Raw genomic sequence first — 20,620 nt, 5'->3', positions numbered from 1 at the left:
AGTTACAACCACTCCGGTTCGGTCTTCTCAGCCGTCTTGTTCTCCGGCGGGTAGAACGAGTGCATCGTCCCGTAGTCTTCGCGGATCTCCTCGTCCATCTGCCACTGCTGGAACACCGGGACGCCGGTCTCGGCGATGGAGGTCCACTGCGGCTCGTGGGCGTACTCGGCGTCGGCCGGCGTGAACTGGACCTCCTCGAGGATGGTCGAGTCGGTGAAGGTCATGTCCTCGAGGTACGGGATGACGGCGTCGGGTTCCGGGGTGCCGTCGAGACCCTCCTCCTCGTGCATGGCCGCGAAGACCTCCTCGATCGTGCTGATCGCGTCGTAGGTGATCGGCGCCGTGTAGATGGGGACGCTCTCCCACGTGTCGACGAAGTTCTGGACGAACTCCTGGGTGGTGTCCGTGTTCTCCGTCTGCGGCGTCATCGCGTTCATGGTGAAGACGTGCTCGACGTTGCCGTCGGTCGACTCCCAGTACTCGAAAGACTGGGCGAACACGTGGATGCCGCCGAACTCGAAGTCGCGCTGCTGCTGGGCCCACTGGTTGACGGCGGTGGTGCCGCCGAGGGCCATCCCGATGAGCGCGACGTCGCAGTCTGCCTCCTCGATATCGCTGTAGAGCGGCGACCAATCGCTGACGCCGCCCGGCCGCTGGGAGATGGGGACGTCGATGACGTCGCTGAGCCGCTCCTGGAGCCGGTCGGCGTACGGCGTGAACTCGCCGATGTCCTCCGTCAGGAGCGCGGCTCGCTCCCAGCCGTACTCGTCCTTCTTGTCCTCGATGAACTCAAGCATCGCGTCGGCGAGGTCGAGCAGGTGGATCGGGCCGGCGCGGAAGTGGTACTTGTACTTCTCGTACTCTTCTTGGGGGTCGGCACCCTGCTGATAGGCTGCGGACTTCGAGACCAGCTTCCCGACGCGGGGGTCGGCCGCCGCCGTGGTCACGTGGAGCTTCTGCTGGTTGGCGATCGACGTCATCGTCTGGAGCAACGCCGAACCGAGGAAGACACCGACGGTCATGTCGCAACCCGCCTGACTTGTGAGCCGCCGGTGTTCGGACTGGGCCTTCCCCGGTGACACCTCGGTGTCGCCGAGTTCGACCTTGACCGAGGCGCCGAGCAGCCCGCCGGCCTCGTTCATCTCTTCGGCGGCCATCTGTGCTGCCTGCCACATCGATTCTCCGAGAGGGAGCTCCATCGGCGCGAGCACGCCGATCTTGAAGGTCTCGCCCTCCAGGGGTCCCTCTGCGTCCTTGACGTTACCGCCAACGCCGCCATCCTCGCTCTCGGGGGGCCTGATATTGCTCCCCGGAAGGGGGTTCTCGCGGCTCTGGCAGCCGGCGAGCCCGGCGCCGAGGGCGCCGGTCCCCCCGTACTTGAGGACCGAACGCCGGTCGAGCCGCCCCTCGTTTTCCTCTTGCTGTTCGTTCTCTGGCACGTCGGCCATATGTGTTCGTGCCTTACCATCGACTCCCCTGTGTGTTTCGGTGGTTTTGTCCGGGCATTTAAGACTATAGCACGGGCTGCCGCCCGGTTCCGGAACGGCCGGAATCGATAGCTTCCGGACCGCTCGTCGTCATTGGCGGTCGATGGATTGCTCGGGAGAACGACCCGGGGACCGTTTCGGTCGTCCGTCGGCGACTCGCGGTGGTCGTCTCTCGAGGGCTGCACCCTCGCTGCGTGCCGCTCAACCGCGTCGATGGACGAGGAGCGAACCCGCGAGCAGGGCGAGCAGCGCCGCGAGCGCGCCGAAGCCGGGGCCGTCACCTGGCGTGGGCGTCGTACTGTCGTCGCCCTGGCCGCCGGCTGTACCGCCAGGCGTGGGGGTGGGGCCGTCACCACCCTGGGTGGCCGTGGGTGTCGTCGTCGCCCCGCTGCCGCCGCTCTGGGTGGCCGTCGGGGTCGGGTCGGCACCGGTGTCGCCGCCCTCGGTCGCCGTCGGAGTGGGGTCCTCGCCCGACTCCGTCGCGGTGGGCGTCGGCGTCTCCCCGCCGGTCGGCTCCTCGTTCGGCGGGGCGCCGAGCTGTTCGCGGGCTTCGGCCTCGCTGTCGCACTCGCAGACGTACAGGTAGTTCGACATCGCCAGGATGCCGGCGTGGTTGGCGTCCTCGGAGGGCTGCTGGTCGGGACCGTTGTCGGCCTCGGTGCCGTTGATGAACCCCTGGACCTGGTACCAGCCTGGGTCGTCGGTGAGCGTCAGGCAGGCGCCGCCCGACGACCGGGCGCCCTGCTCGGCGACGATGGCGTCGTCCGCCGCCGCGTAGGGCGGATCGCCGCCGATGTCGTCCCAGTTGTAGAACTCGACGGTGAGCCCGTCGTCGCGGAAGGTCGGTTCCTTCATCCGGCTGACGAGGTCCTCGTCGTACTCCGTGCCCGGGTCGTCGTCGCCGCGGTCGATACCGAACGCCGCGGTGTTGTCGGTGCTGCAGGCCGAGTAGTCGATCCAGTCGGCCGAGATGACGATGTGGCTGATGAAGGCACCCTCCTCGGCGTCCACCTCGCGCATCGCCTGCTCGCCGACGGCCGAGTACTGGATGCTGCCGTTCTCGGCGTTCCGGTCGCCTGGATAGTGGTTGGTCGTGAACGGGAAGGCCACCGTGAAGTTCGCCTCGTCCGTGTAGTCCGTCGCCGTGTCGACCGTGTGCTGGTCGGCGGCGACGGGCGATGCGACCGCGCTGAGAGCGGCGACGCCGGCGACGGCGCTCAGGGTGACGAGCGTCGCCAGCACCACCGCGTCGATCTCCCTTCGTCCCATGCTCCACACCCTTGTTACTACGTATCTAACGATATCGCTGTGTATTCGCTGCTATTTATGTCAGGATGCGTCGAAAATATCCGCGTTCGGTTCTCGGACGGTCCTCGGGGCGTCGGTCACGGCCCTCGAGGGCCGGTTCGCGCGTTACTGTCGTCGGACCAGCAGCGCACCGGCCAGCAGGGCGAGCAGCGCCGCGAGCGCGTCGAAGCCGGGACCGCCGCCGGGCGTCGGCGTGCCCTGGTGGTCACCCTGGGCGCCGCCGGCGGAGCCGCCCTCCGTCGCGCGTGCCGCCGGCGTCTCGTCGCCCGACGCCTCGGTCGCCGTCGCCGTGGAGTCCCCGCCGGTCGCGCCTTCCGGCGTGGCGGTCGCCGTCGGCGTGGCCTCGCCGGGTTCCTCGGTCGCCGTCACCTCGACGGGCGTCTCGGTCGCCGTCGGCGTCGGGTCGGGGTCGCCGCCCTCCTTGCTCGGTGCCGGACCGAGCTTCTCTTCGGCGGTGGCCTCGTCGTGGCAGCCCTCGCAGATCGGGAAGTAGTGGGACTTCGATTCGATGGTCACCGACTCGCCGTCGTGGTTGGTCCCCTCGAGGGTCCCGCTGATCTGGTACCAACCGGGTTCGGTGGGCATCGTGAAGCAGGGGCCGCCCGAGGAGCCCGCACCCTGGAGTGCCACGATGGCGTCCTCGGGGTTGAGGTGGGTCGGGCTCCCGCCGAGGTCGCCCTCGTCGTAGAAGACGACCTCGAGGCTGTCCTCGCTGAAGGTGGAGTCCTTCATGTGCTGGAGGAGGCTGTCGTCGGTCTGGGTGCCGGGGTTGTTGTTACCGCGGTCGACGCCGAAGACGGCAGTGTTCTCGCTCGTACACGCCGAGAAGTCGACGTGGTCGCTCTGGAGTTCGAGGCGGTCGAAGGTCTCGAACCCGTTCGGGGCGACGTCGTCGAACGACTCCCCGCCGGCGGCGTTGTGCTTGATGCTCGCGCCCTCGGGGTTCTGGTCGCCGGGCAGGTGGTCGTCCTCGTTCGGCAGCGTGACGGTGTAGTTGGCCGCGCTATCGTGGGCCGCAGCCGCCTCCTGGGTCCCGACGACGAGCGCGCCGGCACCGACGACGGTCACCGCGGCGACCGTCGCGAGCACCACGACCGTCGCCAGAGCGGTGTTTCTAAATCGAACGTATTTGGTCATGAACTGATACGTAACTCCAGCTCGTAGGGTAAAAACCTTTGTTAAATTACCGGAACTCCCCGGTTGTTTCTACCGAGAGCCGTCAATAACCGGCGGACGTATATTCAGGAGTGGGATTGGCTCCACGTTCGGGGATCGATGGAGGAGGGGCCGCGGGGGTCTCAGTCGCGACGAAGCGCGATCAGTGCCGAGGCGAGCAGGGCGAGCAGCGCCGCGAGCGCGCCGAAGCCGGGACCGTCGCCGGGCGTCGGCGTCCGGTCGGTGTCGTCGCCGCCGTTGCCGCCGGTGGTGTCGTCACCGCCCTGGCTGGTCTGGCCGCCGTCGCCGCCGTTGTTGTTCTGAGTGGGTTCCGCCGTTTCGTCGCCGCCGGTGTTCTCCTGGGTGGGTTCGGGCGTCGCGTCGCCGCCGCCACTCTGGGTCGGCGCCGGCGTTTCGTCGCCGCCGGTATCGGTCTGGGTAGGTTCGGGCGTTTCGTCGCCGCCGGGGTCTGTCTCGGTCGGCTCCGGGGTCTCCTGACCGCCCGACCGTTCGTTCGGCGGGGCGCCGAGCTGTTCGCGGGCCTCCTCCTCGCTGTCGCACTCGCAGACGTAGAGGTAGTTGTTGGAGTTCAGCTCGAGGCTGACCTCCCCCGCGCTGTCGGAGGGTTGCTGGTCGGGGCCGTTGTCGGCGACGGTCCCCTGCAGGTAGGCGGCGATGCGGTACCAGCCGGGTTCGTTCGTCAGCGTCAGGCACGGCCCGCCGGCCGACCCCTCGCCCTGGGAGGCGACGATGGCGTCCTCGGGAGCCATGTACGGCGGGTCACCGCCGAGGTCCCCCCACTTGTAGAACTGGATGTCGATGCCGTCGTCCCGGAAGTCGACCTGCTTCTGCCGCTGGACGAGGCCCTCGTCGTACTCCGTCCCGTCGTTGTCGTTGCCGCGGTCGATGCCGAAGGACTCGGTGTTGTCGGTGCTGCAGGCCGAGTAGTCGATCCAGTCTTCGCCCTCGTACTCGGCGTGGACGACGATCCGGTCGATGTAGACGCCCTCCTCGGCGTCCTGCTGGCGGAAGGCGTCGGCGCCGGAGGCGAAGTACTCGATGCTGCCGCCCTCGGGGTTCTGGTCGCCGGGGTAGTGGTCGGAGGGGTTCGGGAAGTTCACCTGGAAGTCGGCGTACTCGGAGAGGTCCGGTGCGTCGTCGGGGTGTGCGGCGCCGGCGACGCCGACGCCGAGGAGGGTGGTCGTCGCCGCGAGCGACAGCACGAGGGCCGTCGCCACGACGGTAACACTCAACTCTCGAATGCGGGGCATAGCCGTCCATAGCCAACCAATATCCTAAGGGTAACGCTGGATATGTTGGGCCGTTTATCCCTGTCAACCGCTAACGGCCCTCACCAGACGGCCGGTCCGCCCCGCTCGGGGACGGATTCACCGACGCCGCATCGAGAGCAGCGCCGCGCCGAGCACCGCGAGTATCGCGACGATCGGCCCGAAGCCGGGACCGCCGCCGGGCGTCGGCGTGGCGTCGCTCTGGCCCGCCGAGCCGTTCCCGCCGGTATCGTTCTGTTCGGCGCCGCCGTTCTGCCCGTCGGTATTCTGGTCGCCGCTGGTCTGCTCGCCGCCGTCGTCGGTGGTGTCGTCCGTCGTGTCTGTGGTGTCGTCGGTGGTATCGTCCGTCGTGTCTGTGGTGTCGCCCGTCGTGTCGTCGGTGGAATCGGACGTCGGCGTCGCAGTGGCGTCGCCGTCGCCATCGCCGCCGGTGTCGTCCTGGGCGGTCGAGGTCGGCGTCGGCGTCGACTCGTCACCGCCGTCGTCCGTGGTACCGCCGTCCGCACTCGGCTTCGGACCGAGCTTCTCTCGGGCCGTCTCCTCGTTGTGGCAGCCCTCGCAGATCGGGAAGTAGTGGGACTCCGAGGTGACCTCTACGGTCTCGCCGTCCTCCGTGGTGCCGCGGACCAGCCCATTGGTCTGGTACCAGCCGGGTTCGGTGGGCATCGTGAAGCAGGGGCCGCCCGAGGAGCCCGCACCCTGCACGGAGACGATGGCGTCCTCAGGGTTGAGGTAGGTCGGGTTCCCGCCGAGGTCGTCCTCGCTGTAGAACTCGACCTCGATCTTGTGCTCCTTGAACCGTGACTCCTTCATGTGCTTCAGGAGGTCGGTGTCCGTCTTGGTCCCGGAGTTGTTGTTGCCGCGGTCGACGCCGAAGACGGCGGTGTTGGCGCTGCTACAACCGGAGTAGTCGATCTCCGGGGAGCCAGTCTCGAGGTACTCGAGCGTCTCGAAGCCGTTGGGCGCTCCCGCCTCCCGCATCGCGTCGCCAGACTGCGCGAAGTTCTGCATGCTCGCGTTCTCCTCGTTCTGGTTGCCCGGAAGGTGGTCCGAGTTGTGCGGGAGTACGACCGTGTAATCTCCGTTCTCGTAGTCGGTGTGGTCTGCGGCGGCCGGACCGATCACGACTGCCGCGAACGCTCCGACGACGGCCACGCCGACGACGATCAGCGCGACCGACCGCAGTGACGTCTTCGTCATTGTCTCGTCTGTCATACAACTCTTCCATTGGTAATCACAGACGTATATCCGCTGCAGGCAATTTGCCGGGGTTCTTATACTGATGAACCACTGAAAGGTTCTCTCGGTTATTCTTTAACAGGATTAGATACATCGAATCGAAGCTGGAACGTAGTTCGACTGGCCCCATACCCAGCGCAGATCCCGGACCACGGTCGTGAGTTCCGCCATCGCCGCGGTCGTGCGCCTAGCCCGCCCGCCGCTCGCTCGCGACGAGCGGTTCCGTTCCGGACCTCACGAGAGTTAGTAACGCCTATACGCGGGCCTGCCATTCTCCCGCGTATGCAACGACGATGGGCGGCGATCTGCCTCGCCTTCTTCCTCGTCACGGCCGCCGGTGCCTACGGCGTGCAGGCGCTCGCGGAGGGACCGGAGATCGACATGGAGGGCGAGACGTACCAGAACAACGATACGTTCGAGACGAACGGCACCACCTACACCGTGGAGGTGGAGGGCGGGTCCGGCTCGCTCGTGTACAACGAGACTGTCTCGAACGAGGACTCCTGGGACAACAACTCGGCCGTCGAGTTCGAGGACGCCAGCTACAACGTCACCATCGAACCGGCCGAGGACCCGGACCGGTTCGGCCTGACCGAGGAGTTCGACGTCGAGAGCATCCTCCAGAACGACTCCGAGGTGGACAACCAGACGTACACCGCCGAGGACGGGACCGAGTTCGTCCGCTACCGCGACGGGAGCACCGAACCGCTCGAGGAGTACCTCCCCGAACCGAACCAAGTGACCTACTCCGAGAACGACACCGTCGAGCACGACAACGAGTCGAAGACCGCCGAGAACGTGACCAGCGAGTCGGTCGCGCTCACCTGGGAGACCGAGGAGGAGCAGTCGGAGACCCTCGCAGAGGGCGAGAACGTCACCGTCGACAACCAGACGTACGTCGCGACGTTCCCCGACGACCAGACAGTCATGCTCTCGGAGGACGTCGCCAGCTACCAGGAGCAGGCCGGCCACCAGGAGTACTTCCAGCAGCGGCTGAGCGGGCTGAACTACGTCATCATCTTCAGCCTGTTCTCGGCGTTCCTCATCGCCGCCCTGGCGTTCCTCCCGCGGCGCGGCTGACCCCGCCGCCCGCTCTCCGTCCGGTCCGTCCGCCCACTCCCTTCTCTGCTGACCCGCCTCCCAGTCATTGCTGAACCTGCCGACGTGTCCGGAGTCACGCCACGCTCTCACACGAACACCGCGGTTCGAAGGCTTTATCCGCGGACTCGACCTCATTCGACGTACTATGAGTGACAAGCCCGCCTCCATGTACCGGGCCATCGACAAGCCCGCGTACACGCGACGGGAGTACATCACGGGCATCCCCGGCTCGAAGGTCGCCCAGTACAAGATGGGTAACCTCGACGCCGAGCCCGAAGACTACGAGGTCCAGATTAGCCTCATCGTCGACGAGGAGGTCCAGATCCGCCACGGCTCCCTCGAGGCCTCCCGCCTCTCGGCGAACCGCCGGATGCTGAAGGAACTCGGCGAGAACGGCGACTACAAGATGATCCTCCGGAAGTTCCCCCACCAGGTCATCCGGGAGAACAAGCAGGCGACCGGCGCCGGCGCCGACCGTGTCTCCGACGGGATGCGGCAGGCCTTCGGTAAGATCGTCGGGACGGCCGCCCGCATCCAGAAGGGCGAGCAGCTGTTCACCATCTGGTGTCACCCCGAGGACGCCGAGGTCGCCAAGGACGCCTTCCGCCGCGCGTACAACAAGATCTCCCCGCCGTGCACCATCCGCGTCGAGCGCGGCGAGGACCTCCTGATCGCGTAAGGCAGGTTCGGCTTCTTCGGGCTTTTCGTTCTCTGACGCCAGTCGCCAGTCGTAACTCTTCGGTGAGTCTGGCGACTGCTCGACCGGTCGAACGGCTCGTAGTTCGGCACCCCAGAAGGCACCTCCTAGACCATCGCATACAAGCCGGACCCACCCCAGAGACCCAGCATGAACCTCGCCGAGTCGACGTGGACGGACGTCCGCGACGCGGAGACGAACCTGGCGGTCCTGCCGGTCGGGAGCACCGAGCAGCACGGGCCGCACGCGCCGCTGGGCGTCGACGTCATGACCGCCGAGGCGATCGCCGAGGCGGGCGCGGAGCGCTACGCCGACGAGTACGGCAGCGAGGCCGTCGTCGGGCCGGCCATCCCGGTCGGCGTCGCCGAGGAGCACCGGGACTTCGACGGCACGCTGTGGGTCTCCGAGGACACGTTCCGGGCGTACGTCCGAGAGACGATCGAGAGCCTGGTCCACCACGGCCTCGACCGCGTGGTGGTCGTCAACGGCCACGGCGGGAACGTCGACGCGCTCCGGGAGGTCTGCGGGCGGGTGTCCCGCGAGGCGTCGACGGACGCCTACGCGGTCCCGTACACGTGGTTCGACGCGGTCGCGGTGGAGAACCTCGGCCACGGCGGGCCGGCGGAGACGTCGTTCGTCCGGCACCTGCGGCCGGAGCTGATTCACGAGGACCGGACGGACGAGGCAGCCGAGGGCGGCGCCGAGCGGTGGGGCGAGTGGCTCCACGGGACGAACCTGGCGTACGACGCCGCGGAGTTCACCGACAGCGGCGCCGTCGGGGACCCGCGGGACGGGGACGCGGCGCTCGGCGAGGAGCTACTGGAGGAGTCTGCAGACGCGCTGGTCGAACTGCTCGAGGCGGTCGCGAGCCGGCGGGACTGAGAGGCGTCGTTACTCCTCTTCTTCCTCTTCTTCCTCCTCCTCTTCTTCTTCCTCCTCGTCGGCTTCCTCGTCGGCCGCCTCGGACTCGGCGTCCTCGAGGGCCCCCCGGAGCTCCGGGATGGTGGCGGTGAGCTCGCCGACCTGCTCGTTGGCGTCGACGATCTGGTCGAGCAGCGCCTCGACCTCGGCGATGTCCTCCTCGAGGTCGTCGGCGTCCTCGAAGGCGTCGGCCTTCCGGCCCATCGCGAACCACTTCTTGGCGTCCCGCAGGTGGTCCTCGGCGTCGCCGACGTCGAGGGCGCCCTTCAGGGCGTTGAGGACGCCCAGCGTGTTGTCCGCCTCGACGTCCCAGATGGCGTCGGCCTCGGGGAGGGCGCCCCGGGCCTCCGCGAGGCTCGCCTCCACGTCCTCGCGCATCTCGCTGGCCGCCTCGTCGAACAGCTCGTCGTCTTCGAGCGTCGCCTGGCTCATACGCCTCGTTGGTCGCGCTACTGGGTAAAACCACGCCGCAAAGCGAAAGTGAAACACGCAGCGGGCGCGCCGGTCACGGGGCGTGCATGATGCCGCCGCCACCGTCGTCGCCCTCTCCGTCGGCGTCTCCGTCGCTGCCGCCCGGGTCGTCGCCGTCGTCGCCGTCACTTCCGTTCGCGTCCCCGCCGTCCCCGCCACCGCCCTTCTTCCCGCTACTGGCGGCCAGGCTGACGCTGCCGTCGCCGTCGTCCGAGGTGGACCGGACGGCGCGTCGCCGCTCCGGGATGGCGTCGAGGGTGGGGTCGACGTCGCCGAGGATGAACAGCCCGTAGAACCGGAGGAACACCTGGACGAAGGCGTAGACGAGCCCCGCGGCGACGGTCATGCCGACCCCGCCGAGGACGGCGCCCACGGCGATGCCGGCGGTGCTCCCGGCGACCGCCGCGACCGCGAGCCCGACGGCAAGCGCCGGCGCGAGCCCGACGAGCGCCGCGAGCCCGACGAGCATCCCGCCGACGGTGCCGAATATCGCGACGGCGACGGCGTAGACGAGGAACTCCTTCGGCGCGTCGGCCAGCGTCGGCCAGACCCGCCGCCACCCCGCGACGACGCCGAGGTCGCGGATCCACATCGCCGGGACGACGAACGCGGTGGTGAACGCCGAGACGAGGCCGGTCACCAGCCCCAGCAGGGCGAACAGGACCCAGTACTCCCCGAGGACGACCAGGTACGTCAGGGGGCCGGCCTCGGGACCCGCGAGGGAGACGGTGGCCCCGACCAGCACCGACAGCGAGAGCAGGTTCAACAGCAGTCGGAAGCCCGCCAGGCCGAGCGCCCGGTTCCGGTTGGCCCCGATCTCGGCGCGGAGCGAGCGCTCGCCGCTGTTGAGCCACCGGAGGAACGGGAACTCGAGGAAGGCCCCGACGGCGACGAAGACGAGCCAGAGGGCGACGGCGGCGACGCCGGCGAGCAGGAGGACGTCCGGCAGGGCGGCCGGGAGGAACTCCTCGATGGCGGCCCGGCTGTCGGCGGGCATCTCGCCGCTGGAGTTCCCGCCGGTCGGCACGCCGAAGCCGGGACTGGCGACGGTGCCCGCGACGAGGACGGCCCACACCCACTCGCGGAGTCCCTGCGGCCGGTACCGCCCCGTCGCGGTCAGGGCGTCGTCGATGGCGTCGAGCGCGGAGAGGGACACACCCGGAACCGACGGCCACCGGGTATAAAATACCGGCCGAACGCGGTTGCAGGGGCGATCGAACGGCGATGCGCGGCGGTCCCGTCGACCGCATCCGCGGCGGCGCTGTCGGCGACGGTCCGCCGGGACGGCACCGCCGCCACCCACCTGGAGTTCGACCGGACGCTGGACCCCGAACTGGGCTACCACTACGGCACCGCACTCGAAACCGACCTCCGGGCCGGCGACCAGCTCGTCGTCGCGACCGAGACGCCGCCGCAGGTCGCCCGACACGAAGGGTGCGAGCGCGCGTCCCTCGATATGGAGGCCGTCTCCTTCACGGTGTGAGTCGGCGCTAGACCCCCTCTGTTTCGAGTCGAACGGGTACAGGACCGATCGACTACGGCACTCGTCCAAGGGTAGTTGCTCGGTCGACCGGTAGACGCCCGGCGAAAAGGCGCGTCGAGAACGCCTAGACGTGGAACTCGAAGAGGTCGTCGCCGACGTGGTGGAGGGAGTCGACGACCTTCCCCTCGTCGCCGACCATGTCGTCGCCGCTGGCCTCGGCGCGGCCGACGGCCAGCGCCTTCCGGTGGTTCTCCTCGACGATCACCACGAGGTCGCCGGGTTCGACGTCGTCGGTGGCCTCGGTGATGCCGGGGCGCATCACGTTCGCGCCGTCGGAGACGAAGGAGATGGCGCCGGAGTCGACGGTGACGACGTGGCGGTCCGGCGGGTGCTCGTTGGCGCCGCGGACGGTGAGGAAGAGCTCGCCGTCGAAGGAGGCCACCAGCGGTTCGCCGTCGACGAGGACGACCTCGCGGTCGACGTCGTCGAACTCGACGCGTTCGTAGCTGTCGCCGTCGAGCTCGACGCCGAGCTGTTCGGCGAGCTTGGCCTCCAGCTCGTCGATCTCGTCCGACCGGAGGTGGTGGCGGGACTTCACGTCCATGGGGGGACTTCGCCCGTCACGGGTTAAAAACCGCTGGTCCGAAGCGGGGGTCGCGCGGGTCGTCGCCGCCGACCTCGTTCGGTCGGTCGACCCGCCACCGCTAAGGCGCCGGCGCGCCGCGTACGGGTATGATAGACCTGCGGAGCGACACGGTGACGCGGCCGTCGCTGGGAATGCGGGAGTCGGCGGCCGACGCCGAGGTGGGCGACGACGTCTACGGCGAGGACCCGACCGTCAACGAACTCGAGGCCGCCTTCGCCGACGTCGTCGGCAAGGAGGCGGCGCTGTTCGTGCCGTCGGGAACGATGGGCAACCAGGTCGCCGCTCGCGTCCACACCGAGCACGGCCAGGAGGCGCTCGTCGAGCGTGAGAGCCACGTCTACAAGTGGGAGTTGGGCGGGCTGGCCCAGCACTCCGGGCTGCAGGTCCGGACCGTCGACGGCGGGGAACGGGGCGTCGTCACGCCAGCGGCCGTCGTCGAGGGCTACGTCGAGGCCGACGACCACCGGCCCGGGATCGGCCTGCTCTGCCTCGAGAACACGCACAACAGCAAGGGCGGGACGGCAATCGCCGCCGAGCGGATCGACGCCGCCTGCGCGGCCGCCCACGAGCGCGGCGTCCCGGTCCACCTCGACGGCGCGCGGCTGTTCAACGCCGCGGCGGCGCTCGACACCGACGCCGCCCGGCTGGCCCGCGAGGTCGACTCGGTGATGTGCTGTCTCTCGAAGGGACTGGGCGCGCCCGTCGGGTCGATGCTCGCGGGCAGCGAGGCGTTTATCGCCGAGGCCCGCCGCGTCAGGAAGCTGCTCGGCGGCGGGATGCGGCAGGCTGGGATCGTCGCGGCGCCGGGGCTCGTCGCCCTGGAGAACCGCGAGCGCCTCGCCGACGACCACGCCAACGCCGAGCGGCTGGCGGCGGGCCTCGACGCGGTCGACGGCCTGCGCGCCCGCGAGCCGGAGACGAACATCGTGCTCGTCGAGACCGACGAGCCGGCGGAGGCGTTCCTCGAGCGCTGCGCGGAGCAGGACGTCCTCGGCGTCCCGTTCGGCGAGAAGGTCGTGCGGTTCTGCACCCACCTGGACGTCGACGAGGCGGACGTCGAGGCGGCGATCCGGCGGATCGAGGCGCTGTAGGGGCCGCCTACCGCTTCCGCCCCTCGCGCATCCCCTGGGTGAAGCTCTTGAGAGTCCGGCGGACCAGCAGGAAGAACATGAAGACGATGATGAGCAGCACCGCGATGATGCCGACGAGGACCGGGTCGACGTCGCCGGGCAGCTGCGCGGGCGGCAGCGCCACTCCGGCGGCGAGGCGCGACGACGACGCGATCGTCGGGAGCATACCCGCCGATTGCGGCGCCACTCTAAAATCGTTTCGGCCTCCCGAGAGGTCTCGCCGGTGAGCCGGCGATCGCCGGGGATAATTCCACCGACTATACCGTTGAATTCCTAAAAACTCATGCCGGACGACTCGAAACGGGGGGCAAATGAGCCTCCTGCCCTCCAGTCCGGACGTCGCCCCGGACGGCGAGCCGCGGGTCGTCGGCCTCGACAGCGAGGAGGCCGACGACCTGATGGCCGCCCTCTCCTCGGCGACGGCGCGGAAGCTGCTCGCCGAACTCCACGAGGAGCCGGCGCCGCCCGGCGAGCTCGCCGACCGTGTCGACACGTCGCTGCAGAACGCCCAGTACCACCTCGAGAACCTCGAGGACGCCGGCGCCATCGAGGTCGTCGGCACCGCCTACTCCGAGAAGGGCCGCGAGATGCGGGTGTACGGCCCCGCCGACAGCCCGCTGGTCATCTTCGCCGGCGAGAAGGAGCGGGCCTCCGGGCTCCGCGCCGCGCTCTCGCGGCTGTTCGGCGGCTTCGCGGCCCTGGCGCTCGGGTCGCTCGCCATCCAGCAGGTGTTCGGGCAGCGACTCCTCGGCAGCGGCGGCGAGGACGCGGCGCCGGCCGGCGGGACGGCGACCCCGACGCCGACCCCGTCGCAGACGGCGACTCCGGACGGGGGCAGCGACGACGCCGGCGACGCCGGGGCGTTCGACGCCCGGGGGACCGACACAACGCCCGCCGCGGAGGACGCGGAGACGATGGACGGCGCCGCGTCGACGCCGACGGAGTCCGGCGCCGACACCACGGACGGCGGGGGGGTCGCGACCGACGGGCTGGAGACCGCCACGGAGACCGTCCGGGAGGCGACGCCGACGCCCACCCCGACGGGCGACGCTGGGGACGTACTCGGATTCCTCGACGTCGCCGTCGGTTCCGGCCTCCCGCCGGGGCTGGCGTTCTTCCTCGGCGGCGCGACCGTGCTGACGCTGGTCGTGGCGATGACGTACCTGCGCGCCCGGCCCTGAGCAGCCCGTTCCGGCTCTCTTCCGGCTCTCTTCCGGATCGCGATTCCGGTAGGTAAAACGGCGTTTTGACCTTACGGTGGTCCCTTATCACACCCGGCCTTCTGCCCGGATGCGCTGAACGCTTCGGCCCTCCGAGGCATGTGGTGCCCGCCCCTTCGGCCCTCTCGGCGTTCGGCGCACGACCCTCCCTGCCATTCGGTTCCGGTGTCGACTCCGCTCGAGTAGTGGCACCGTCGTCCGGAACGTGACCGCTCGACCTCAGCAGCGACCGCTCATCCCTCCGGAGACCGCTTCGCGACGGTGAAGCGGTCGAACACCTCGCCGTCGGGTTCGACGAGGCGGCCGCGGGCGAGGCCGTCGTCGTCCCACTCCAGTTCCGCGTGCCCCGGGCGGTTCCACCGCGGGTCGGCGTGGCTGCCGGGGTTCAGCATCGGGACGGGTCCGTCTGTGTATCCGGGGTCGTGGGAATGGCCGAACACCACGAGGTCGGCGCTGGACTGTCGACCCAGCATCGCCAGGGCGGTCTCGCTGTGGTCGTGGCCGTGGGCGACGGCGATCCGGAGGCCGGCCCACTCGACGAGTCGCTCCGCGGGGACGCGGTCGCGGACGGCCGGCGGGTCGTTGTTGCCGTGGACGGCGCGGAGGTCGCAGCGGGCCTCGAAGGCCTCGAGGACGTCGACGGACATGAAGTCGCCGGCGTGGATCACGAGGTCGGCCTCGTCGACGGCCGCCGCGGTCCGCCCCTCGAGGCGCGGGCCGTCGCGACCGTGCGTGTCCGAGAGGACGGCGAGCATGGCGGCGGTTCGGCGCCCCCCGCCATTACGCCACCGCTTCCGGCGACGGAGCAACGGCTTTGTGGCTGCCGTGGGACGGTGGTTACATGGCAGGTGGCAGTACCGGCGTCGTCCTCGCGGCGATGTTCGCCAACGGCGGCATCGCCGTCCTGAAGTTCGTCGGGTTCCTGCTGACCGGGAGCCCGTCGATGCTGGCCGAGACGTATCACTCGATCTCAGATACGGGCAACCAGGTGCTGCTGCTCGTCGGCATCAAGTACAGCGGCCAGGAGGCGACGCAGGCCCACCCCTTCGGCTACGGGAAGGCGCAGTTCTTCTACGCGTTCCTGGTGTCGGTGCTGCTGTTCGGCATCGCCGGCTGGGAGAGCCTCAAGCACGGCTACCACGAGCTGCAGGCCGGCGGCCACGAACCCGAAGCCGGCGCCGCCGAGTTCCTCGGGTTCACCGTCGACATCCCCACGCCGGTCGACCCCTTCTGGATCTCGGTGGTCATCCTGCTCGGCGCCATCGTCTTCGAGACGTGGGCGTTCGTGAAGGCCCGCGCCGAGCTCAAGCGGCAGATGCAGGAGTACGGCTGGTCGGGCTACCGCGAGACGTTCGACCGCACCAGCGACATCACGACGCTCACCGCCTTCACCGAGGACACCGTCGCGCTGGTCGGCCTCGTCGTCGCCCTGGTCGGCATCACCGCCTACCGCGTCACCGGCAACCCCGTCTTCGACGCCCTCGGCGCCATCGTCATCGGCGTGCTGCTGATGTGCTTCGCGGTGCTGCTCGCCGTCGAGAACAAGCGACTCATCCTCGGCGAGAGCCTCCACGAGTCGGTCGAGGGCGAGCTCCGGGCGGCCGTCGAGTCCAACGATGCGGTCGTCCGCGTCGACGACTTCCGGACCATGTTCGTCGGCGCCCAGCAGCTCCTCGTGACCGCCGACGTGAGCTTCGATCCGGGTCTGGACACCGCCGCCGTCGACGAGGCCATCGGGGCCATCGAAGCCGACCTGCGCGAGCGCGACGGCCGCGTGAAGACCATCTACATCGAGCCCGAGCGGTAGCGGTCCCCCGCCGCTTTCGAGCAGTTTTTCCCCTCGTGTCGACAAAAGCGGGTATGCTCCGCGCGGGCGTCATCGCCGTCCAGGGCGACGTCGCCGAACACGCCGCCGCCATCCGCCGGGCCGCCGACCGCCACGGCGAGTCCGTCGAAGTCGAGGAGATCCGCACCGCCGGCTCCGTCCCCGACTGCGACCTCCTGCTGATGCCGGGCGGGGAGTCGACGACCATCTCCCGCCTCCTCCGTGACGAGGGGATCGACGAGGAGATCCGCGCCCACGTCGCCGACGGCGACCCCCTGCTCGCGACCTGCGCCGGCCTCATCGTCGCCAGCCGCGACGCCAAGGACGACCGCGTCGCGACGCTGGACGTCCTCGACGTCTCGGTCGACCGCAACGCATTCGGCCGCCAGAAGGACAGCTTCGAGGCCCACCTGGATATCACGGGCCTCGACGAGCCGTTCCCCGCCGTCTTCATCCGCGCTCCCGTGATCGACGAGGTCGGCGGCGACGTCGAGGTGCTGGCCTCCGTGGACGGGCGTCCCGTGGCCGTGCAGCAAGGGAACGTGCTGGGGACGTCGTTCCACCCCGAACTGACCGAGGACTCCCGGCTGCACGGGCTCGCCTTCTTCGAGTAGCTCGGCCGTTTCGATAGGTCCTCGCGTGAGCGCGCCGAGGGCGCCCGAGGTCGTGCTACTGGAGTGGACTCGAATACGGGAAGAAATTCTCCTAGTCCAGCAGGTACGTCAGCAGGCCCTTCTGGGCGTGCAGCCGGTTCTCCGCCTGGTCCCAGACGATGGAGTTGTCGCTCTCGATGACGGCGTCGGTGACCTCCTCGCCGCGGTGGGCGGGCAGGCAGTGCATGAGCAGGCGGTCGCCCAGCAGCTCCTCGTCGACCTGGAAGTCGCCGTCGTTGAAGACCTCGAGCTTCTCGGCGCGCTCGGACTCCTGGCCCATGCTGACCCAGACGTCGGTGTAGACGATGTCGGCGCCGTCGACGGCGGCCCGGGGGTCGGTGGTGGTCTCGGGCCGGGAGCCTAGTGCTTCGGCGCGCTCGAGGACCTCGTCGTCGACGTCGTACTCCTCGGGGGTGGCGACGACGAGGTCGAGGCCGACGATGGCGGCGCCGAGGACGAACGACTGGCAGACGTTGTTGCCGTCGCCGACCCAGGCGACGCGGGCGTCGAAGCCGTCGAAGCGCTCGCGGATCGTCAGGAGGTCGGCGAGCGTCTGGCAGGGGTGGGCGTCGTCGGTGAGGCCGTTGACGACGGGGACCTCGGCGTACTCGGCGAGCTCCTCGACGTCGGCGTGGTCGAACACGCGGGCCATGATGACGTCGACGTACCGCGACAGCGCGCGGGCGGTGTCCTTGACGGGCTCGCCGTGTCCGAGGTGGATGTCGTCGGGCCCGAGGAAGATGGCGTGGCCGCCGAGCTGGGTGGCGCCGGTCTCGAAGGACACCCGCGTCCGCGTCGAGGGCTTCTCGAAGATCATCGCGAGGCTCCGGCCCTCCATGGCGTCGCCGGTCTTCCCGCGGGCGTGCTTCTCCTTGAGGTCGACCGCGCAGGTCATGACCTCCGAGAGCTGTTCGCGCGTCAGGTCGTCGATGTTCAGGAAGTTCATTGCAGGTCCTCCGCGACGGCTTCGAGCACCGCGACCGCGCGGTCGAGTTCGCGCAGGGGCAGGTGCTCGTCCGGTGCGTGGTCGAGGTCCGAGTCGCCGGGGCCGTAGGTCGCCATCGGGCAGTCCCAGGCGCCGGCGAAGATGTTCATGTCGGCGGTGCCGGTCTTCCGGAGCAGCCGCGGGTCGCCGCCGGCCTGCCGGATGGCGACGCGGAACGCCCGCGCGACGTCGGTCCGGGGGCTCTGCATCGTCGGCTCGACCGAGTCCTTCCAGTTGACGGTGCCGGCCCCGAGTTCGGCGTCGGCGCGCTCCCGCACCTCGTCGGTCGAGAACTCCGGGGGTACCCGGAGCTGGACGTCGAGCGTCGACTCCACGGCGAGGCCGTCGTCGCTGACGCCGCCCTCGATTTTGACGGGCTTGGGCGTCACGCGCTCGAAGACGGGCTCGTAGTCGTCGGTGTCGAACTTCGTCTCGACGGCCGACCACCACGAGATGGCGTCCTGGATGGCGTTGTTCTCCGGCCGGGAGGTGTGGCCGGACTCGGAGGTGGCGACGTAGGTGCCCTGCAGGATGCCGCGGTAACCGAGCGTGATGCCGTCCCAGCCGGAGGGCTCGCCGTTGACGACGGCGTCGGGCTCCGCGCGGTCCTCGATCAGGTGGCGGGCGCCGCGGGAGTCGACCTCCTCGCCGACGACGCCGACGAACGAGACGCCGGTCCGGACGGCGGCGACGGCCAGCGCGGCCAGCGGTCCCTTCGCGTCGACGGAGCCGCGGCCCCACAGCTCGGGGCCGTCCTCTCCCTCCTCGACCCGGACCGGGATGTCGCCCGGAACGGTGTCGACGTGGGAGGTGTACAGCACCGAGTCGTCGGCCGGCGCGCGGACGTTGCCGACGTCGTCGAGGTGGGCCTCGCGGCCACGCTCCTCGAAGAACGCGACGAGCGCCTCTGCGCACTCGCGCTCCTCCGGCGTCGGCGAGGGGATGGAGACGAGCGTCTCCAGCAGCTCCCGCGCCTCCTCGTCCGCCTCGACCTCGGCGGCGCCGTCCTCCGGGGCGGCTCCGTCGGCGTCGCTCATGCGATGACGTCCTCCAGGGCGTCGACCACCGCGTCGACGTGCTCGCGCTCGACGGTCAGCGGCGGCAGCAGGCGCACGACGCTGCGGCCCGCGGGCAGCGCGAGGACCTGGTGGTCCATCGCGAGGTCCCGCAGGATGGGGTTGGCGCCGCGCTTGACCTCGACGCCGACCATGAGGCCCTCGCCGCGGACCTCCCGGACGGCGTGGCCGAGCGCGGACTCGAGTTCGCCGACGAGGTACTCGCCGATCGCGGCGGCGTGGCCCGGCAGCCCCTCGCGGGTGAGGACGTCCAGCGTCGCGCCGGCGGCGGCCGTCGCGACCGGGCCGCCGGAGAACGTCGAGCCGTGGTTGCCGCAGTCCTCGGCGATCCAGTCCTTCACGAGCGTCGCGCCGATGGGCAGGCCGCTGCCGAGACCCTTCGCGGTCGTCAGGACGTCCGGAACGACGCCGTGGGCGTCGGCGGCCCACAGCGACCCCGTCCGGCCGAGGCCGGTCTGGATCTCGTCGAGGATCATCGCCGCGCCGGCCTCGTCGGTGGCCTCGCGGACGGCCTGGAGGTACGCCGAGGAGGCGGGGTTGACGCCGCCCTCGCCCTGCACCGGTTCGAGGACGACCGCCGCGGTCTCCTCGTCGACGGCCTCGCGCATCTCGTCGGCGTCGCCGTACGGGACGAACTCCACGTCGCCGGCCAGCGGGCCGAACCCGTCCTTGTACTTCTGCTTCCAGGTCGTCGCCAGCGAGCCCATCGTCCGGCCGTGGAACCCCTGCATCGTCGCGACGATCTTCGAGCGGCCGGTGGCGTGCCGCGAGAACTTCAGCGCGGCCTCGTTGGCCTCGGTACCGGAGTTACAGAGCCAGACGTTGTCGATATCGCCCGGCGCGAGGTCGGCGAGCTGGTCGTACAGCGCCGTCCGCGCGGCGTTGGGGTACGACGCCTGGACGTACATCAGGCGCTCGACCTGCTCGGTCGTCGCCTCGACGACCTCGGGGTGGCAGTGACCGACCGGGGCGCAGGCGTAGCTCGCGCCGAAGTCCAGGTACTCCGTGCCGTTCTTCGCGTAGAGGTAGACGTCCTCGCCGCGGTCGATGCCGATGGGTTTCTCGGAGAAGACGAAGCCGCTCATTGTTCTGACTGGGCCGCGAGTGCGCCGGGCAGGACGTGCGTGCCGCCGCCGTCGACGGCCGACCGGACCGGGCTGTCGGCGTTGGCGCTGGCGACGACGACGCGTTGCGCGCCGGCCTCCAGGGCCTCCGTCGCCGCCATGACCTTCCGGCCCATGAAGCCCTCCGCGGCGTCGGTCAGTTCGTCGTACTGTTCGGGGGTCTCGACGCGCTCGATGAGCGTCGAGGGGTCGTCGGGGTCGCGGTAGACGCCCTCGACGTCGGTCAGCGAGACGAGCGTCCCGCCGAGTTCGCCCGCCACGGCCGCGGACGTGCGGTCGGCGTCCGTGTTCACCGCGACGCCGTCGTCGGCGAGCATCGGCGGGGAGGCGACCGGCGTGTAGCCGTCGGCGAGGAGGGTCTCCAGCAGGTCGCCGTTGACCGCCTCGATCTTCCCGGAGTGGTCGCCGCGGCGGATCTTCTTCTTGCCGTCCTCGACGACCCGGACGGCGGACTTCCGGGGGCCGTAGAACAGCTGGCCGTCGACGCCCGAGAGGCCGACCGCGTCGACGCCCTGCTCCTGCAGCCCCGTCACGAGGTCGGTGTTGACGAGGCCGGCCATCGCCATCTTGAACACGTCCATCGTCTCCGCGTCGGTGAACCGGCCGACGACGCCGCTGGGCGTCTCGACGTACTCCGGTTCCATGCCCATCTGCTCGAGGGCGTCGTCGACCGCGGTCGACCCGCCGTGGACGACGGCGACGTCCGTCCCCTCGTCGACCAGGGCGGCGATATCGGCGAGCGCGCCCTCGGGTTCGACGGCGCGGGCGCCGCCGATCTTGACGACGACGGGTCCGTCCTGCTCGGTCATC

At 69.8% G+C, this 20,620-nt stretch carries 22 protein-coding genes; 8 read left to right on the top strand and 14 right to left on the bottom strand.

Annotated features, from left to right (window positions below; all coding sequences use genetic code 11):
- Window positions 1-2: 2 nt before the first annotated feature.
- From HWV07_RS10965 to HWV07_RS10945, 5 genes are all read right to left on the bottom strand, one after another.
- On the bottom strand, window positions 3-1,448 hold the full coding sequence (locus tag HWV07_RS10965; RefSeq protein WP_178334340.1) for an ABC transporter substrate-binding protein: 1,446 nt from the start codon (window positions 1,446-1,448) through the stop codon (window positions 3-5).
- Between the two features lie 240 nt (window positions 1,449-1,688).
- Complete coding sequence (locus tag HWV07_RS10960; RefSeq protein WP_178334339.1) at window positions 1,689-2,756, bottom strand: PGF-CTERM sorting domain-containing protein; 1,068 nt, start codon at window positions 2,754-2,756, stop codon at window positions 1,689-1,691.
- Between the two features lie 144 nt (window positions 2,757-2,900).
- Window positions 2,901-3,932, bottom strand: coding sequence for a hypothetical protein (locus HWV07_RS10955; protein ID WP_178334338.1), 1,032 nt, complete (start codon window positions 3,930-3,932; stop codon window positions 2,901-2,903).
- 161 nt (window positions 3,933-4,093) lie between these two features.
- On the bottom strand, window positions 4,094-5,221 hold the full coding sequence (locus HWV07_RS10950) for a PGF-CTERM sorting domain-containing protein (protein WP_178334337.1): 1,128 nt from the start codon (window positions 5,219-5,221) through the stop codon (window positions 4,094-4,096).
- 117 nt (window positions 5,222-5,338) lie between these two features.
- On the bottom strand, window positions 5,339-6,454 hold the full coding sequence (locus HWV07_RS10945; RefSeq protein ID WP_178334336.1) for a PGF-CTERM sorting domain-containing protein: 1,116 nt from the start codon (window positions 6,452-6,454) through the stop codon (window positions 5,339-5,341).
- A gap of 306 nt (window positions 6,455-6,760) precedes the next feature.
- On the opposite strand from HWV07_RS10945, the gene HWV07_RS10940 reads away from it, so the two are divergent.
- The 3 genes from HWV07_RS10940 (at window position 6,761) to HWV07_RS10930 (ending at window position 9,158) form a co-directional block, all read left to right on the top strand.
- Window positions 6,761-7,558 carry a hypothetical protein gene (locus HWV07_RS10940; RefSeq protein ID WP_178334335.1) on the top strand — a complete coding sequence of 266 codons (798 nt, stop codon included), beginning with the start codon at window positions 6,761-6,763 and terminating at the stop codon, window positions 7,556-7,558.
- A gap of 166 nt (window positions 7,559-7,724) precedes the next feature.
- Window positions 7,725-8,258 (top strand): 50S ribosomal protein L16, encoded by a 534-nt coding sequence (locus HWV07_RS10935; protein WP_178334334.1) that lies wholly within the window; start codon window positions 7,725-7,727, stop codon window positions 8,256-8,258.
- Between the two features lie 168 nt (window positions 8,259-8,426).
- Window positions 8,427-9,158, top strand: coding sequence for a creatininase family protein (locus tag HWV07_RS10930; protein WP_178334333.1), 732 nt, complete (start codon window positions 8,427-8,429; stop codon window positions 9,156-9,158).
- 9 nt (window positions 9,159-9,167) lie between these two features.
- Here the strand turns inward: HWV07_RS10930 and HWV07_RS10925 are convergent, their stop codons facing one another.
- A complete protein-coding gene (locus tag HWV07_RS10925; RefSeq protein WP_178334332.1) occupies window positions 9,168-9,629 on the bottom strand; it encodes a DUF5790 family protein in 462 nt (153 codons plus the stop codon).
- A 73-nt stretch (window positions 9,630-9,702) separates the two neighbouring features.
- Window positions 9,703-10,824 carry a DUF7544 domain-containing protein gene (locus tag HWV07_RS10920; protein WP_178334331.1) on the bottom strand — a complete coding sequence of 374 codons (1,122 nt, stop codon included), beginning with the start codon at window positions 10,822-10,824 and terminating at the stop codon, window positions 9,703-9,705.
- Here HWV07_RS10920 and HWV07_RS20115 point away from each other — a divergent pair.
- Window positions 10,759-11,151 (top strand): DUF7350 domain-containing protein, encoded by a 393-nt coding sequence (locus HWV07_RS20115; RefSeq protein ID WP_425487805.1) that lies wholly within the window; start codon window positions 10,759-10,761, stop codon window positions 11,149-11,151. The genes HWV07_RS10920 and HWV07_RS20115 overlap by 66 nt on opposite strands.
- Window positions 11,152-11,275: 124 nt before the next feature.
- Here HWV07_RS20115 and HWV07_RS10915 read toward each other — a convergent pair whose 3' ends face one another.
- Window positions 11,276-11,755, bottom strand: coding sequence for an RNA-binding protein (locus HWV07_RS10915; RefSeq protein WP_178334330.1), 480 nt, complete (start codon window positions 11,753-11,755; stop codon window positions 11,276-11,278).
- 128 nt (window positions 11,756-11,883) lie between these two features.
- On the opposite strand from HWV07_RS10915, the gene HWV07_RS10910 reads away from it, so the two are divergent.
- Entirely contained in the window at window positions 11,884-12,888 is a 1,005-nt protein-coding gene (locus tag HWV07_RS10910) for a threonine aldolase family protein (RefSeq protein ID WP_178334329.1), read from the top strand.
- Window positions 12,889-12,895: 7 nt separating this feature from the next.
- Here the strand turns inward: HWV07_RS10910 and HWV07_RS10905 are convergent, their stop codons facing one another.
- Complete coding sequence (locus tag HWV07_RS10905; protein ID WP_178332312.1) at window positions 12,896-13,093, bottom strand: DUF7859 family protein; 198 nt, start codon at window positions 13,091-13,093, stop codon at window positions 12,896-12,898.
- A gap of 145 nt (window positions 13,094-13,238) precedes the next feature.
- Here HWV07_RS10905 and HWV07_RS10900 point away from each other — a divergent pair, with 145 nt between their 5' ends.
- The gene (locus tag HWV07_RS10900; RefSeq protein ID WP_178334328.1) at window positions 13,239-14,108 is read left to right on the top strand and encodes an ArsR/SmtB family transcription factor; all 870 of its coding nucleotides are present in this window, start codon (window positions 13,239-13,241) and stop codon (window positions 14,106-14,108) included.
- Between the two features lie 272 nt (window positions 14,109-14,380).
- Here HWV07_RS10900 and HWV07_RS10895 read toward each other — a convergent pair whose 3' ends face one another.
- On the bottom strand, window positions 14,381-14,902 hold the full coding sequence (locus HWV07_RS10895) for a metallophosphoesterase (RefSeq protein WP_178334327.1): 522 nt from the start codon (window positions 14,900-14,902) through the stop codon (window positions 14,381-14,383).
- Between the two features lie 86 nt (window positions 14,903-14,988).
- Here HWV07_RS10895 and HWV07_RS10890 point away from each other — a divergent pair, with 86 nt between their 5' ends.
- Together HWV07_RS10890 and pdxT are read left to right on the top strand one after the other, a co-directional pair.
- Entirely contained in the window at window positions 14,989-15,954 is a 966-nt protein-coding gene (locus tag HWV07_RS10890; protein ID WP_178334326.1) for a cation diffusion facilitator family transporter, read from the top strand.
- Window positions 15,955-16,007: 53 nt separating this feature from the next.
- Window positions 16,008-16,586 (top strand): pyridoxal 5'-phosphate synthase glutaminase subunit PdxT, encoded by a 579-nt coding sequence (gene pdxT / locus HWV07_RS10885; protein ID WP_178334325.1) that lies wholly within the window; start codon window positions 16,008-16,010, stop codon window positions 16,584-16,586.
- Window positions 16,587-16,677: 91 nt separating this feature from the next.
- Here pdxT and argF read toward each other — a convergent pair whose 3' ends face one another.
- Genes argF through HWV07_RS10865 form a run of 4 tightly spaced genes read right to left on the bottom strand, consistent with a single transcriptional unit; the run spans window position 16,678 to window position 20,619 of the window.
- Entirely contained in the window at window positions 16,678-17,571 is an 894-nt protein-coding gene (gene argF, locus HWV07_RS10880) for an ornithine carbamoyltransferase (RefSeq protein WP_178334324.1), read from the bottom strand.
- Entirely contained in the window at window positions 17,568-18,647 is a 1,080-nt protein-coding gene (locus HWV07_RS10875) for a [LysW]-lysine hydrolase (protein WP_178334323.1), read from the bottom strand. Before HWV07_RS10875 ends, argF begins: the two co-directional genes overlap by 4 nt.
- Window positions 18,644-19,771, bottom strand: a complete 1,128-nt coding sequence (locus HWV07_RS10870; protein ID WP_178334322.1) for an aspartate aminotransferase family protein — start codon at window positions 19,769-19,771, stop codon at window positions 18,644-18,646. The genes HWV07_RS10875 and HWV07_RS10870 overlap by 4 nt, the downstream gene beginning before the upstream one ends.
- Complete coding sequence (locus tag HWV07_RS10865; RefSeq protein ID WP_178334321.1) at window positions 19,768-20,619, bottom strand: acetylglutamate/acetylaminoadipate kinase; 852 nt, start codon at window positions 20,617-20,619, stop codon at window positions 19,768-19,770. The genes HWV07_RS10870 and HWV07_RS10865 overlap by 4 nt, the downstream gene beginning before the upstream one ends.
- Window position 20,620: the final 1 nt, after the last annotated feature.

This window comes from Natronomonas salina (genome assembly GCF_013391105.1).
In the GTDB taxonomy this organism is placed as follows: Archaea; Halobacteriota; Halobacteria; order Halobacteriales; family Haloarculaceae; genus Natronomonas; species Natronomonas salina.
This window is presented reverse-complemented; position numbering and strand designations above follow the sequence as displayed.